This window comes from Piscinibacter sp. XHJ-5 (assembly GCF_029855045.1).
Classification (GTDB): Bacteria; Pseudomonadota; Gammaproteobacteria; order Burkholderiales; family Burkholderiaceae_C; genus Albitalea.
The window spans coordinates 3,465,581-3,480,254 of the sequence record NZ_CP123228.1 but is presented as its reverse complement, the minus strand read 5'-3'; the positions used below and the strand labels follow the sequence as shown (position 1 = coordinate 3,480,254).

Annotated in this window: 9 protein-coding genes and 1 other RNA gene; 5 read left to right on the top strand and 5 right to left on the bottom strand. The window is 69.9% G+C overall.

What is annotated here, in order from left to right:
• Positions 1–134 precede the first annotated feature (134 nt).
• From P7V53_RS16395 to trxA, 3 genes are all read right to left on the bottom strand, one after another.
• On the bottom strand, positions 135–395 hold the full coding sequence (locus P7V53_RS16395; RefSeq protein WP_280156531.1) for a type B 50S ribosomal protein L31: 261 nt from the start codon (positions 393–395) through the stop codon (positions 135–137).
• Positions 396–486: 91 nt separating this feature from the next.
• Complete coding sequence (rho, locus tag P7V53_RS16390; RefSeq protein WP_280150468.1) at positions 487–1,749, bottom strand: transcription termination factor Rho; 1,263 nt, start codon at positions 1,747–1,749, stop codon at positions 487–489.
• Between the two features lie 284 nt (positions 1,750–2,033).
• The gene (trxA, locus tag P7V53_RS16385; protein ID WP_280150466.1) at positions 2,034–2,363 is read right to left on the bottom strand and encodes a thioredoxin TrxA; all 330 of its coding nucleotides are present in this window, start codon (positions 2,361–2,363) and stop codon (positions 2,034–2,036) included.
• Positions 2,364–2,468: 105 nt separating this feature from the next.
• Here trxA and P7V53_RS16380 point away from each other — a divergent pair, with 105 nt between their 5' ends.
• From P7V53_RS16380 to P7V53_RS16360, 5 genes are all read left to right on the top strand, one after another.
• Entirely contained in the window at positions 2,469–5,090 is a 2,622-nt protein-coding gene (locus tag P7V53_RS16380; protein ID WP_280150465.1) for a PD-(D/E)XK nuclease family protein, read from the top strand.
• Positions 5,087–8,305 carry a UvrD-helicase domain-containing protein gene (locus P7V53_RS16375; protein ID WP_280150464.1) on the top strand — a complete coding sequence of 1,073 codons (3,219 nt, stop codon included), beginning with the start codon at positions 5,087–5,089 and terminating at the stop codon, positions 8,303–8,305. Before P7V53_RS16380 ends, P7V53_RS16375 begins: the two co-directional genes overlap by 4 nt.
• 127 nt (positions 8,306–8,432) lie before the next feature.
• Entirely contained in the window at positions 8,433–10,274 is a 1,842-nt protein-coding gene (locus P7V53_RS16370) for an HDOD domain-containing protein (RefSeq protein WP_280150463.1), read from the top strand.
• A gap of 6 nt (positions 10,275–10,280) precedes the next feature.
• On the top strand, positions 10,281–12,692 hold the full coding sequence (locus P7V53_RS16365; RefSeq protein WP_280150462.1) for a serine/threonine protein kinase: 2,412 nt from the start codon (positions 10,281–10,283) through the stop codon (positions 12,690–12,692).
• A 71-nt stretch (positions 12,693–12,763) separates the two neighbouring features.
• Positions 12,764–13,252 carry a hypothetical protein gene (locus tag P7V53_RS16360; RefSeq protein ID WP_280150461.1) on the top strand — a complete coding sequence of 163 codons (489 nt, stop codon included), beginning with the start codon at positions 12,764–12,766 and terminating at the stop codon, positions 13,250–13,252.
• Positions 13,253–13,346: 94 nt separating this feature from the next.
• On the opposite strand, the gene ffs is transcribed toward P7V53_RS16360, so the two are convergent.
• Together ffs and P7V53_RS16350 are read right to left on the bottom strand one after the other, a co-directional pair.
• An RNA gene (ffs, locus tag P7V53_RS16355) (signal recognition particle sRNA small type) lies at positions 13,347–13,444 on the bottom strand.
• Between the two features lie 53 nt (positions 13,445–13,497).
• Positions 13,498–14,625: an AIR synthase-related protein gene (locus P7V53_RS16350; protein WP_280150460.1), complete on the bottom strand. Its 1,128-nt coding sequence runs from the start codon at positions 14,623–14,625 to the stop codon at positions 13,498–13,500.
• Between the last annotated feature and the right edge of the window lie 49 nt (positions 14,626–14,674).

Here is a 14,674-nt window from a genome sequence, read left to right as displayed (position 1 = left end):
GAGCGGGGTTCGGCGAGTTCAACGCAGCGGTTCTTGGTATGAGCGCCGCATCATGCAGCAATTCGCGCGGCCATTAAAAAAGGCAGCCCAGGGCTGCCTTTTCGTCGAAGAAGGCAGCCGCGGCTGCCGTGCCTTCACCTCTTGATGCCGACCCGCTCATACTTCTTGCGGAACTTCTCGACGTGGCCGCCGAGGGAGTCGACGCTCTTTTGCGTGCCGGTGTAGAAGGGGTGCGACTCGCTGGTGGTTTCGACCTTGATCAGCGGGAGCTCGCGACCGTCCTCCATCTTGATGGTTTCGCGCGTCTGTGCGCATGAACGAGTGACGACCTGGAAGCCGTTGGACAGGTCAACGAAGCAGACGGGTCGGTAAGCGGGGTGAATGCCTTCTTTCATGGAAGCCTCTGCGCTGGTGTTGTCGGAAGCCACGCCGAACCGTTCGGCGCACTTTCCTGCAAGCGGGGAAAACCGCGGATTATAGCGGGCGTCAGCCGCCGCGCCGCATCATGTCGAAGAAGTCAAGGTTGTTCTTCGTCGACTTCATCTTGTCCAGGATGAACTCCATCGCCTCGATCTCGTCCATCGGGTACAGCAGCTTGCGCAGGATCCAGGTTTTCTGAAGGATCTCGGGCTTGAGCAGGAGCTCCTCGCGGCGCGTTCCCGACTTGTTGAGAAGGATCGATGGGTAGACGCGCTTTTCCGACATGCGGCGATCCAGGTGGATCTCGCAGTTGCCGGTGCCCTTGAATTCCTCGTAGATCACCTCGTCCATGCGGCTGCCGGTATCGACCAGTGCGGTGCCGATGATGGTGAGCGAGCCGCCTTCCTCGATGTTGCGCGCCGCGCCGAAGAAGCGCTTGGGACGCTGCAGCGCGTTGGCGTCGACGCCGCCGGTCAGCACCTTGCCCGACGAGGGCAGCACGTTGTTGTAGGCCCGTGCCAGGCGGGTGATGGAGTCGAGCAGGATGACCACATCCTTCTTCAGCTCGACTAGCCGCTTGGCGCGTTCGATCACCATTTCGGCCACCTGGACGTGGCGCTGCGCCGGCTCGTCGAAGGTGGAGCTGATGACCTCGCCGCGCACGGTGCGCTGCATTTCGGTCACTTCCTCGGGCCGCTCGTCGACGAGCAGCACGATCAGGTAGACGTCGGGGTAGTTGCCGGTGATCGCATGCGCGAGGTTCTGCATCATCACCGTCTTGCCGCTCTTGGGCGCGGAGACGAGCAGGGCGCGCTGGCCTTTGCCGATCGGGGCGATGAGGTCGACGATCCGGCTGGTGATGTTCTCGTCGGACTTGATGTCGCGCTCGAGCTTGAACTGCTCCTTCGGAAAGAGCGGCGTCAAGTTCTCGAACATGATCTTGTGCTTGCTCTCCTCGGGTGTGAGGCCGTTGACCTTGTCGACCTTGACCAGCGCGAAGTAGCGTTCACCGTCCTTGGGCACGCGCACCTCGCCCTCGATGGCGTCGCCGGTGTGCAGGTTGAACCGGCGGATCTGGCTCGGGCTCAGGTAGATGTCGTCGGTGGACGCCATGTAGCTGGTGTCGGGGGAGCGCAGGAAGCCGAAGCCGTCGGGCAGGACCTCGAGCACGCCGTCGCCGAACACCTGCTCGCCGGCCTTGGCGCGCTTTTTCATGATCGCGAACATCAGCTCCTGCTTGCGCATGCGAGCGACGTTCTCGATCTCCAGCGCTTCGCCCATCTTGATGAGCTCGGAGACGTGGAGGGCTTTCAGTTCTGACAGATGCATGGGCGAATACCCTGGGATGGAGGGCAGGCGCGCCTGCCAATGGCACGCCTACCGAAAGCTCGGCCTCGTGGGATTCCCGTCTTGCCGCGCGTCGTTTCGCCGGAAATCAATGGCGAGAGCAGGTCGCTGGGACTGAACGAGAGGGTCGGAGTGGGAGGCCGGATCCACGCGCCTTGGATGCTGCGAAGCCAACTCTGGCTTCCGGGCGTGGTGGCTGAAAACTTCAGGCTTCGGGAGGTTGCGCCTTTTGGGCTGGCAGCTTCTCCCGAAGCGATTGAGGCGGATTATAGATGACCGTCGAGGAAGGCCGTCAACTGCGCTTTCGAGAGTGCGCCGACCTTGGTGGCCGCGAGCTGGCCGTCCTTGAACAACATGAGGGTCGGGATGCCGCGGATGCCGAACTTGGCCGGCACGTCGCGGTTCTCGTCGACGTTCATCTTGGCGATCTGCAGGCGGCCGTCGTAGTCCTTGGAGACCTCGTCCAGGATGGGCGCGATCATCTTGCACGGCCCGCACCATTCGGCCCAGTAGTCCACCAGCACCGGCTTGTCGGAACGCAGAACGTCGCTCTCGAACGAAGCGTCGGAGGTGTGCTTGATGAGGTCACTGCTCATGGTCTTGTCCTTGCACGTGAGCCGCACGGGCGGCAGGGCAGAATGATGACACATTGTGGCCAGTCCCCACTCGCGGCGGGGCGCACCACACGCCTGCTTCTCCCTATGGCTTCGATAGCCCACCAGCCCCTTGAATTCATCGATGGCGATCCGTGGTCGCGGGTCGTCGCGCAAGCCCGTGCCTGGGCCGACGAACACACCGTTGCATTGCGCGACGCGGTCGTGCTGCTGCCGTTCGCGCAGCACCTGCCGCTGGCGCGGCGCGCCTGGGCGCGCGGCGGCGGCTGGATGCCGCGCATCGAGACCACGCTGACGCTCGCCCGCAGCATCGCGCCGGCAAGCGCCGCCGAGCCCGGGCAGATCACCTTCGACGCCGCGATCGACCGCCTCAGCGCACGACGTCTGCTGCGCGCCCAGTCCTGGGCAGCCGGCTGGGCGCGGCGCGATGCCCAAGGCTTCGATCACGCCGTGCGCTCGCTGGTGCAGACGGCCCACGCGCTGGCTCGTGCCGCCGCGGCGGTGCCTCCCGCAGAGCGGGACGCGCATTGGCGACAGGGACGCGAACTGCTCGGCATCGGCAGCGGGCCCGGCGCGGCCGAGCGGCTGCTCGCGCGCGTTGCGCTCGAGTGGGCCGCCGCCGGTGCACCGCCTCCGACCGACGTGCTGTTCTCGCTGCGCCCGGCCGCCTGGATCGTGTTGCAGGCCGGCGGATCCGACGCAGTGGCCCATGGCCTGATGTCGTGCGCCGACCTGTTCACGCCCTGCCTGCTGATCGACGCCGACCCGCCCGCCGACGATCCTTTCGGCGCCATAGCAGCCGAGGTTGACGTTGCGGTCTGCGCCGACTTCGAGGACGAGGCGCAGCGCAGCGCCGCTCACGTGCTTGCCCACCTCGAGGCGGGCCGCGCGCCAGTCGGCCTGATCGCGCAGGATCGCCTGCTGATCCGCCGCGTGCGCGCGCTGCTGTCGCGCCAGCAGGTGTCGCTGCAGGACGAGACCGGCTGGAAGCTCTCGACCACCCGGGCCGCCGCCACGGTCGTCGCAATGCTGCGCGCCGCTGCGCACGCCGCGACCACCGACGATTGGCTCGATTGGCTGAAGTCATGCGCGCCGGCATGGCCACACCTCGAGCAGGGCGACGGCGCCCTGCAGGCGCTCGAATCGAAGCTGCGCCGTGGCGGATGGGCTGTGCCGGCGAGCGTCGATGCCTCCGCGCTGCCGGAGCGCGCAGGCGTCCTGTGGGACGCGGCGCACGTGATCGTCGAAGCCCTGGCGCAGCCGCGCACCCGGTCGCTGCCCGGGTGGCTGACGGCCTTGCAAGGCGCGCTGCAGGCTTGCGGCGCATGGCAGGCATTCCTGGCCGACGACGCCGGCCGCCAGGTCATCGTCGCGCTGCACCTCGACACCGGCGCGGGGCTGCCCGATGCGGACGCGATGACACTGGACGAGTTCGCCGCCTGGGCGCGCGCTGCGCTGGAGGATGCGTCGTTCGTCCCGCCGGCTCCCGGCGATGCTCAGGTCGTCGTCACGCCGCTCGAGCGGGCGATGATGAGGCCCTTTGCCAGCATCGTCATGCCAGGGGCCGACGAAAAGCGCCTGGGCGCCGCCGCGCCTGTGCATCCGCTGCTGGGCGAAGCCGCCGCACGAGCGCTCGGCCTGCCCGATGCGGCACGGCGGCGCGAGGCCGAGACACTGGCGTTCGCCCAGCTGTTGCGGCTTCCTCGCGTGACCCTGCTGCGGCGCCGCGACGATGGCGGCGAGCCGCTGTCCCCGAGCCCGCTGCTCGAACGACTCGCGCTGGCCGCGCAACGCGCCGGCCGTGCGCTGGGCGATGCCCCCGACCCGCGGGTGAGCGTGTCCATCGACCCGCAGCCACTCACGCGGCCGCAGCCCGTGGCGCCCGATCTGTTGCCGCAGCGGCTCAGTGCGAGCGCCTGCGAGGCGCTGCGCGTCTGCCCCTACCGCTTCTTCGCGCTGCGCATGCTCGGGCTTCGCGAGGCCGACGAGCTGGCGGAGGACATCGAGAAGCGCGACTACGGCTCCTGGCTGCACGAGGTGCTCTATCGCTTCCACCAGCGGCGCCAGGCACCCCGGCCAACTGATGAGGAGATCGAGGCGCTGCAAGCGATCGCCGAGGAGGTGCGCCGGGAGATGCACCTGGACGACCCATCGTTCCTGCCGTATGCGGCCAGCTTCGCGCGCATCGCCCCGCGCTATCTCGACTGGCTGCGGCTGCGCGACCGCCAGGGCGTGCAATGGCTGGACGGCGAACGCGAGATCGTGGTGGCGCCCCCGCAATGGGGTGGCATCGAGATGGAAGGGCGCATCGACCGCATCGACAGCCTTCCGCGCGCTGACGCGGCGCCGGCGACGCAGCTCATCGACTACAAGACCAGCAGCGGCCAGCGGCTGCGCCAGCGCGTGGCCGAAGCCCAGGAGGACACGCAGCTCGCGTTCTATGCGGCTCTGGTGGCGCAGGCAGATGCCCCGGATGCCATCGAGGCAACCTACCTCTCGCTGGACGACAACGACAGCCTGCGCGAGGTCAAGCATCGCGGCGTGCAGGCAAGCGCGGTTCAACTGGTGGAAGGCATGGGGCGCGAGCTGCAGCGACTGCGCGAAGGCGCCGCACTGCCGGCGCTCGGCGAGGGGGACAGCTGCCGGTATTGCGAGGCGCGTGGCATGTGCCAGCGGGACCACTGGCCGGCCGAGGAGCCCTCGTCGTGAACGCCGCCGCCTACGCCATCGACCACGCCGCGGTGTCGCGCGAGGCGTTCTACGCCGCCGCCTGCGATCCTGCCCGCAGCGTCATCGTCGAGGCATGTGCGGGAGCCGGGAAGACCTGGATGCTGGTATCTCGCATCCTGCGCGCACTCCTGGAAGGCGCGCAGCCGCAGGAGATCCTCGCGATCACGTTCACCAAGAAGGCCGCCGGCGAAATGCGCGAGCGGCTCGACGAGTGGCTCGCGGGCTTCGCGGCGGGCGGCGAGGCGCAGCGCCTGCGCGAGCTGCAGGCGCGCGGCTTGACGCCCGCCCAGGCGGCGCAGCTGGCCCCGCAGCTCGCCGCGCTGCATGAACGTGTGTTGCGCGGTGGACGCATGGTCGAGGTTCGCACCTTCCACGCCTGGTTCTGGCAACTGCTGCGGGTTGCGCCGCTGGAGCTGCTCGCCGAGCTCGGTTTGCAGCCGGAGATGGAGCTCGTCGAAGACCCGACCGAGCACCAGGCAGACGTGTACCGCCGGTTCCACGCGGCAGTCGCCGCCGATGTGCAGCTGCGCGAGGATTTCAACACCCTGGTGCGCGAGCGCGGGCGCACGCAGCTGCGCCGCTGGCTCGACGCGGCATGGGGCAGGCGCGTCGACGTCGAGCTGGCCGACGCGGCAGGCACGCTGGAGGATTCCGTGCCGGCGCCCGATGCCGGGGGCCATCCGGCGCGCCGCTTGCGAACCATGCCCTGGCGAGAGCAGCTGAGCGCGCTGGCGGCGACCCTTGCGCGCGGCGGCGTGCGCGCGCAAGAAGCCGCGCAGCGCCTGGCCGTGGCCCTGGACGAAGCCGACCCCGCGGCAAGCTTCGAGGCGGCATGGCTCGCGCTGTTCACCGCCGACAAGGGAACCCCGCGCACGCAGATCGGCAAGCCGAGCGGATTGGTCGAAGCGCAGGCAGCCCTCGAGCGGCTGTGCGCCCAAGTGCGCCAGCACGAAGCGCATGTCGAGCACCGCCGCATGGTCCGCCTGTCGCGTGTCCTGCTGGCCGAGTACGCGGCCTTCAAGCGGGCGCGCGGACTGGCCGACATGTCCGATCTCGAGCGCGGCGCGCTGGCCCTGCTGCGCGACAGCACGCAGGCCGGCTGGGTGCAGGAGCGCCTCGACGCACGCGTGCGCCATCTGCTGATCGACGAGTTCCAGGACACCAGCCCGTTGCAGTGGCATGCGCTGCATGCCTGGCTGTCGGGCTACGCCGGCGCGGGCGGGGGCGCGAGCGGCCAGCGACCGCCCGGCGTCTTCATCGTCGGCGATCCCAAGCAGAGCATCTACCGCTTCCGTGGCGCGGAGCCCCGGGTGTTCGAGGCGGCGCGCCATTTCGTCGTGCAGGCGCTCGGCGGCAGCGTGCTCGCCTGCGACCATACGCGCCGCAACGCCCCCGAGGTGCTCGAGGTTCTCAACGGCGTGTTCGACGCGGCTCAGAACGACGGCGAGTTCGGCGGCTTCAGGCCGCACACCACCGAGGTTCCCGCCGGACGCGCGGAGGCCGGCGTCTACGCGCTGCGGCGCATTGCGCGGCCGCCCGCGCCCCCAAAGTCGGACGCCGACGAGGTGCTTGCGCCGTGGCGCGACAGCCTGACCCAGCCGCGCCATGAACCGGAGGAAGTGCTGCGCGAGCAGGAGGCGCGCGCCGTCGCGGCCGCGGTGCGCGAGCTGATCGAGCAAGGCGCCGCTCCCGCCGGTGGCATTCATGTGCTGTGTCGCAAGCGCGAGTCGCTGCGTCTCGTGGCCGATGCGCTGGCCGCGGTGCACGTTCCCTACGCGGCTGCCGAGGACTTCGAACTCCTCGACGCGCCGCAGGCGCGCGACCTGATCGCGGTGCTCGACGTGCTGGTCTCGCCACAGCACCGGCTCTCGCTCGCGCACGCATTGCGCAGCCCTGTCTTCGGTGCCAGTGACGACGACCTCATCGCCCTGGCGCGCGCGAGCACGCCGCACGGCGACTGGTGGCGGGCACTGCGCGATCTGCCGCAGCCAAGCCACGCTTTGCGACGTGCCCGTGACCTGCTGGCGCGCTGGCGGACGGCGGCGCGCCAACTTCCGCCGCACGACCTGCTCGACATCGTCGTGGCCGAAGGCGAGGTGCGCGAGAGGCTGGTCGCGACCGTGCCGCCCGAGCGGCGTGCCGGTGCGCTCGCCGCCGTCGACGCCCTGCTGCATCGCGCGCTGACGCTGGACGGCGCCCGCTACGCCACGCCGTACAACTTCGTTCGTGCGTTGAAGCGGCGCACCATCAGCGTGCCGGCAGCGCTGCAGCCGGGCGCCGTGCAGCTGCTCACCGTGCACGGCGCGAAGGGGCTCGAAGCCGAGGTCGTGTTCGTGATGGATGCCGATCCCGAGGAGCGGCCTGCCGACACGGCCACCCTGCTCGTCGATTGGCCGGTCGAGTCCGAGCATCCACGCCGCTGCGCCTTTGTCTATTCCGAGAAGCGCTGTCCGCCCGCGCTGACCGAGGTGCTCGAGCGCGAGCGCATCGCGCGCGAGCGGGAGGAGATGAACGGCCTGTACGTTGCCATGACACGCGCGCGCACCCGCCTCGTGTTCAGCGCCACCGAGCCGCGTCCCGGCGACCGTGTGTCATGGTGGTCGCGCGTCCAGCCGTGGACACGCGAGTGGGCGCCGATGCGCATGACAGGCGATGCGTCACCGGCCGGTCCGGCGTCGGCGCTGCTTGCGCTGCCGCGCGTGTCTCCTCGTCCGCCGGTGGCGCCCAGGCCGCCGGCGGACAGCGATGCCGCCAGCCGGCTCGGGCAGGCCGTGCACCGGGTGCTGGAGTGGATTGCCGGCGACAAGGCACGCGACCTCGCACCGCTGGCCGGGGCCGCGGCACGCGAGTTCGCGGTCGATGAACGCGAGGTGGCTCGCCTGGCCAGGCTGATCTGGCGCAGCCCGGCCTCGGCACGCTTCTTTCGCGGCGACGCGCTGCGTTGGGCCGGCAACGAGGTGCCGGTGGCCGACGGCGGCGAGGCGTTGCGCATCGACCGGCTCGTGCAGCTCGAAGAAGCGGGGCGGCGCGCCTGGTGGGTCCTCGACTACAAGCTGCAGCACGCACCGCAGGCGCTGGCCGAGTACCGCGACCAGCTGCGCCGCTATCGCGGCGCCGTGCAGCGACTGCAGCCGGGCGAGACGGTGCGCTGCGCCTTCATCACGGGGCAGGGCGAGGTCGTCGAGGTCGACTGATCCGGGCATTTGTCACGCCGGCCGAGCGCCGCCTCGCGCTCAAATAGCGACGGAATGCCCGGGCTGATCCGGCCTTTGCGCGCTGACGGCGCGTCATCCAATAGCGCAACTTCGTCTCTCTCCCACGATGGTCGCTTCCGCGTCTCCCGCTCCCCGAACCGCTGCTGCAGTCCGCCGCCTCGGCCGCTTCGAGCTGCGTCAGCTGCTGGGCAAGAGCAACGCGACCATGGTGTGGCTCGCCTTCGATCCGCGCCTGGACCAGGAGCTGATGCTCACGCTGCCGCGGGCCCAGCCAGCGACGGCGGCGGCGCTGGAACGCTGGCTCGACGAGGTGCGCTCGGCGGCGCGCCTGAACCATCCCAACCTTGCCCACGTGGTCGATGTCGGCGTGCAGGAGCACTGGCCGTATGTGGCGGTGGACCGGGCGCTCGGCGTGACGCTGCCCGAATGGATGGCGGCCCATCCTCATCCGACGCCACTCGAAGCCGTCGGCTGGCTGTGCCAGGCCTTGCAGGGCCTGGCATTCGCGCACGAGGCCGGCACAGGCCACGGCGATCTGCAGCTGCATCAGCTCGTGCTCGGCGACAACGGCAACGTGCGTGTGATGGCGCTCGGCGCGGCAGGCTCGCCCGTCGCGCCGGTCGAGGAGGGCGCACGTGCCAACGAGCGCGGCATGGCCCTGGACACGAACAGGCTGCGCGCCCAACGCGAAGCCGCCGAGCGGGATGTGCTGGCCAGCGGGATCCTGCTGCAGCATCTGCTGACCGGCCAACCCGCGCTCGAGGAACCCGACACCGCGCAGGTGATCGGTCGCCTGCCGCCTGCCGGCCGCGAGATCGTGCGGCTGCCATGGACGACACCGCATCCGATTCCCGAAGCGCTGCGCGCCATCGCCAACCGCAGCACGGCGAACCAGGAGCGGCAGCGCTACCTCAGCGCGCGCACGCTGCTGCAGGCGCTGGATGGCTGGCGCACCGCGGAAGCGCAGGACACCGGCGGTCCGCTCGCGCTGCTGCTCGACCGCATGCGCACGATAGGCCACCTTCCGGCAATGCCCGGCGTCGGCGGCCGCGTCGCGCGTCTCACCGCCAAGGAAGGGCAGCGCACCGACGAGATGGCCGAGCAGATCCTGCAGGACATGGCGCTCACCTTCGAGCTGCTGCGCCAGGTGAACTCGGCGCAGGTGCAGGGCACGCAGGTGGCGGGCAACGGCCCGGTGCTGACGGTACGGCGCGCGATCGCGCTGGTCGGCCTCAACGGCATCCGCCAGGCCGCCTCGGTGCTGCGCCTGTGGCCCGGTCCGCTGACGCCGGCCGGCGCCGACGCAATGCAGCGCACCATCGACCGTGCACGGCTGGCCGGCCACACGGCGCAGGTGCTGTGCCCGGCGGGCTACGACCCGGAGGTCGTGTTCCTCGTCGCCGTGCTGCAGAACCTCGGCCGCCTGCTCGTGCAGTACCACTTCAGCGACGAAGCCGAGCAGATCTGGCAACTCATGCGTCCCGTGCCGGCTCCGCCGGATGCCGAGCCCGGCACGCCCGAACAGCCGGGCATGACCGAAGCCGGCGCCTCGTACGCGGTGCTGGGGGTCGACATCGAGGCCCTCGGTGCGGCCGTGGCGCGGCACTGGGGCCTCGGCGAAGACGTGCAGCACATGATCCACCGATTGCCCCGCGACCGTTCGCCGCGCACGCCCGACGGCGATGCCGACGTGCTGCGCACGGCCGCCAGCGCCGCCAACGACGCTGTCGATGCCGTCACCTTGCTCCCGCCGGCGCGCATGGCCCACGGCCTGGGCGTGGTCGCCCAGCGGTACGCTCGGGCGCTCGACATCAGCGCCCGCGACCTGCAGGAGGCGCTGCAGGCGGCACGGGTGGCACTGCGCACCGGCAAACGGGTGGCGGTGGTTGCCACGAAGGACGACGCCGAGGGCGCGCCGGCGGCCGCCGGTGCCGACGAGAGGCGCTGAGCCCCCATGGCCGCCGTTCCCTCCGCCGCGCCGGTACCCGCTCGCATCGGCCGCTTCGAATTGCGGCGAGTGCTGGGCAAGGGCGCCCAGGCGACCGTGTGGCTGGGCTTCGATACGCGACTGGAGCGCGAGGTCGCCGTCAAGCTGATGCGCCCGGCCGGAGGCGCCGATGCGGCCACCGTCAACCACTGGCTGCAGGAAGCGCGCAGCGTCAGCCGGCTGACGCATCCCCACATCGTGCCGGTGTTCGAGGCCGACACCCACGAGGGGCAACCGTACCTCGTCTTCGAATACGTGCCCGGACGCACGTTGAGCGAGCACCTGCGCGCACGCGGTGCGCTGCCGGCGCGCGAGGCGGTGCAGCTGCTCCTGGGCGTGCTCGAGGCGCTGCAGGAGGCGCATGCGGCCGGGGTCGTGCATCGCGACCTCAAGCCGTCGAACATCCTGGTCGACGGGTCGGGGCGGGCGCGCGTCATGGACTTCGGCATCGCCGCCCAGGTGAAGGACGCGGCACAGCACCAGCAGGTCGTCGGCACGCCGGGGTACATGTCGCCCGAGGCCGCCAACGGGGCTCCGCCCGCGCCTGCGATGGACGTGTTCTCCACCGGCCTCGTGCTGGCCGAAGCGTTGCACGGCAAGCCGCTGATCGCCGAGAAGGACCCGTACCGTGCGATCTACCGCACCGCGCACGAGGACCTCGCCTTGCCGGCAGCCCTGCCAGCGGAGGTGGACGATGCGCTGCGCGCCATCGTGCTGCGCGCCCTGGCCCGCGATCCGGCGGCGCGCCACGTCAGCGCGGCAAAGTTTCAGCACGCGCTGCAGGACTGGCTCTCGCCGGTGACGGCCGCCGCGGCGACGGCCGCCAGCGTCGGCAACAGCGGCACGCTCGAATTCCTGCTGCGGCGCATGAAGCATCGCAGCGACTTCCCATCCATGTCCGACTCGGTGGGGCGCATCCAGCGCGTGGCCAACTCGGAGAACGAGAGCCTTGGCAGCCTGTCCAACGAGATCCTGAAGGACGTCGCGCTGACCAACAAGCTGCTGCGCATGGTGAACTCGGCGTCGTACCGCCACGCTGGCGGCGGCACCATCAGCACGGTGTCGCGGGCGGTGGCCCTGGTGGGCTTCGCGGGCATCCGCAACATGGCGCTCAGCCTCGTGCTGCTCGAGCACATGCACGACAAGGGGCACGCTACCCAGCTCAAGGAAGAGTTCCTGCGCTCGCTGATGGCCGGCACGCTGGCCGGCGAGCTGTGCCCGGTCCCCCGCGAAAGCGAGGAGGCCTTCATCGGTGCGATGTTCCAGAACCTCGGCCGCCTGCTCACCGAGTTCTACTTCCCCGAGGAAGCACGGCAGATCCGCGGCGTTCTCACCGATCACGCGAAGAGCGGGCGGCCGGTGACCGTCGCCGTCGAGGAAGCCGCGTCGATCGGCGTGCTGGGCGTAGGCTTCGAGGACCTGGGCTCAGGCGTCGCCAGGACGTGGGGCCTGCCCGAGACACTGCAGCGATGCATGCGCCGGCCCACGGGGGATCTGCCTTCTCGCGTCGGCGACAAGCCGGGCGAGCGATTGCGCTGGCTCGCGCTGGCCGCCAACGAGATCACCGACGTCCTGCTGCGAAGCGAACTGGGCGAATCGGCTGCAGGGCTGGCCGCCATTGGCGAGCGCTACGGCCGCCTGCTCGGCGTGGATGCGCGTGAACTCGAGCGCGCGGCCGGCGTGGCGCGCAGCAAGCTGAGCGAGATGACCAAGGCGATGAATCTGCACGTCGCCCCCGGCACGCCGGCGAGCCGCCTGCTGCGTGAGCCGGCGCCGGCCGAATCGCCCCCGCCGGAGCGCGACACTCTGACGCCGCACGAACTGCATGCCACGCTGCCGCAGCCATTGGAGCCGCGGCCGGTCGACAACGCGGCCCAGGTGATGGCGGCCGGCATCCAGGACATCACCAATTCAATGGTCGAGAGCTTCAGGCTCAACGAAGTGCTGCGCATGATCCTGGAGACGATGTTCCGGGCGCTCGGCTTTCGTCGCATCGTGTTCTGCCTGCGCGACGCGAAGACCGACACGCTGACGGGCCGCTTCGGGCTCGGTGAAGGCGCCGAGCGGGTGGCGGCTGCCTTCAAGGTGCCATTGAAGTCGCCCAGCGATCTGTTTGCCGCGGTGTGCATCAAGGGAGCCGATACCTTGATCAGCGACGCGACTGCGGCCGGCATCGCCAGCCGGCTGCCGACGTGGTACCGCGAGGCGGTCGGTGCGCCGGCCTTCCTGCTGCTGCCGCTGATGCTGAAGGGCGCGCCCTTCGCGCTCATCTATGCCGACAAGGCGCAGCCGGGCGGAATCGACCTCGGCGAGAAGGAGCTTTCGCTGCTTCGAACCTTGCGCAACCAGGCCGTGATGGCATTCAAACAGGCGGGTTAACCCTCGCCCTGGGCATGTCGCTTGCTGCCTTTTCTTGTGCTCCGACGGGGCAAGAAGGAAAGGAATTGACCATGAAGCAGCCGATCTCTCTGCTGGCCATCGCCGCGTTGGCGGTGTCGGGTGCCGCCTCAATGGCACAGACGCAGTACCAGGCTCCGAGCCAGACCCAGGTGACACCGGAGGCGCCGAGCTCGAGCAGCACCACGCCGCCTGCGACCACGAGCACGATGCCGCCTGCCACGACCAGCACGATGCCGGCCGCGCCTGCGTCGCCGCCTGCCGCGACCGCCACGGCACCGACGCCGGCTCCGACGGTCGTCGAGACCAAGGTCGACCTGACCACCGAGCCGGGGCCTCCTGCCGACATGCGCGCCGCTCGCGAAGAAGCGCGCAATGCGCTGGCATGGGCCAAGAGCGAGGGCTGCCGCAGCGATCGGTCGCCGCGCGACTGCGTGCGCCAGGCGCAGGCCGAGCACGACCGGGTGCTGGCTCAATTGGGCGGCGGTTCGGTGTCGGGGTCCGGCACCAGCATGGCCGGCAAGCGCGGCGATCGGAACTGACTGAAGTCCCGGGCGGCAAGCCGGTTTGCAATTGCTGCACATCGCACGGACCGGATTGCCGGTTCGTGTGTGGATGTGCAGGAAAGAGGGATAGGTTGACGAGCCTTACCCCCGGCACTGGTCACAACGGTTGGGGCTGCTTCGTTCCCGACCTGACCCGGTTGGCCGCGCTTCCATGCGGGGAGGCCCGTCGAGGCGGATTGTAGAGGGCGCGATCCGCGCCCCCCGGACCTGGGGCTTTGGCGTCAGCGCAACTTCAGCGCATCGTCGCCGAATTCGATGCCCAAGGGCTCTATGACGAGCTTCTTGGCACCTGCTTCGACGTGTCCCGCCACGAGCGCGGCAACGCCCTGGGCCTGCGCGACCTCGACCGCTTTCTGCGCCTCTGCTGCCTTCACGAAGAGCGCGAAGCCGGCGCCCATGTTGAACGTGCTGTAGGCCTCGCGGTCGTCCTGGCGCGCGTGCTGCTGGATGAATCGGAGGACTGGCGGCACCTCGGGCACGTGCTTGATGCGGTAGGTGTGCGCGGCCGGATGTCGCAGCAGCTTGCGCCATCCGTGGCCGGTGATGTTGGCGCAGTAGTGCGGCCTGATGCCGGCATGGTGCAGCGCTTCGGTCACCGGCGAGTACAGCACGGTCGGCGCCAGCAGCGCTTCGCCGTAGGTGAACCCCGGGGCGACTTCGGTCAGGTAGCCCTGCGGCAGGCGCTCGACCAGCTTGCGCGCGAGGCTGAGGCCGTTGGCATGGATGCCGCTAGAGGCGAGCAGCACGATCGCGTCGCCGGGGCCGAGTTCATCCCCGACCGAAAGGCGCTCCTTCGGGCTGATGAGGCCGGTGCACGACGCCGCGAGATCGATGCGGCCATCGGCGACGATGCCGGCGAGCGCAGGCGTCTCGCCGCCGCCCCAGGCGACGCGGCAGGTGTCGCACGCACGCTTCCAGCCGGCCACCAGAGCCTGCGCGCGCTCGGCATCGCCGAACCAGTCGGAGCCGCCCGCGGCCCAGTACGCCTGCACCACCAGCGGTGTCGCGCCGACGGTGATGAGGTCGTTGATGGCCATCGCGATCGTGTCCTGCGCGATGCTGTCGTACCAGCTCTTGCCGGTAAGCCTGTGCATCTCGTCGGCCACCAGGGCCTTCGAGCCCAGGCATTCGACGATGCTTGCGAGATAGAACGGACCCACGTCGACGACATACGCCGACTCGCCGCGCGACGCCGTCACTTCGCGAAAGCCGTGTGCGGCCAGATGTGTACCTGTGGCCGCTGCGGCACGCTGGGCCGCCACCTTCAGCGGGTCGATCAGATCGTAGTCAACGCCGGCGTGTTCGTAGCTGAGCGTCGCGGCGTCGGAAGGAGAAACGGCACGTGTCATGGGGGCCGATTATCGGTCAGGCACAGTGCCGGTTCGTCGCAGGCGCCCC

Bases quoted from the DNA above. Each gene is read 5' to 3' on its own strand.
- P7V53_RS16380 (WP_280150465.1), top strand. From the start codon at position 2,469: ATGGCTTCGATAGCCCACCAGCCCCTTGAATTCATCGATGGCGATCCG.
- P7V53_RS16395 (WP_280156531.1), bottom strand. From the start codon at position 395: ATGAAAGAAGGCATTCACCCCGCTTACCGACCCGTCTGCTTCGTTGAC.
- trxA (WP_280150466.1), bottom strand. From the start codon at position 2,363: ATGAGCAGTGACCTCATCAAGCACACCTCCGACGCTTCGTTCGAGAGC.
- P7V53_RS16360 (WP_280150461.1), top strand. From the start codon at position 12,764: ATGAAGCAGCCGATCTCTCTGCTGGCCATCGCCGCGTTGGCGGTGTCG.
- P7V53_RS16370 (WP_280150463.1), top strand. From the start codon at position 8,433: ATGGTCGCTTCCGCGTCTCCCGCTCCCCGAACCGCTGCTGCAGTCCGC.
- P7V53_RS16350 (WP_280150460.1), bottom strand. From the start codon at position 14,625: ATGACACGTGCCGTTTCTCCTTCCGACGCCGCGACGCTCAGCTACGAA.
- rho (WP_280150468.1), bottom strand. From the start codon at position 1,749: ATGCATCTGTCAGAACTGAAAGCCCTCCACGTCTCCGAGCTCATCAAG.
- P7V53_RS16365 (WP_280150462.1), top strand. From the start codon at position 10,281: ATGGCCGCCGTTCCCTCCGCCGCGCCGGTACCCGCTCGCATCGGCCGC.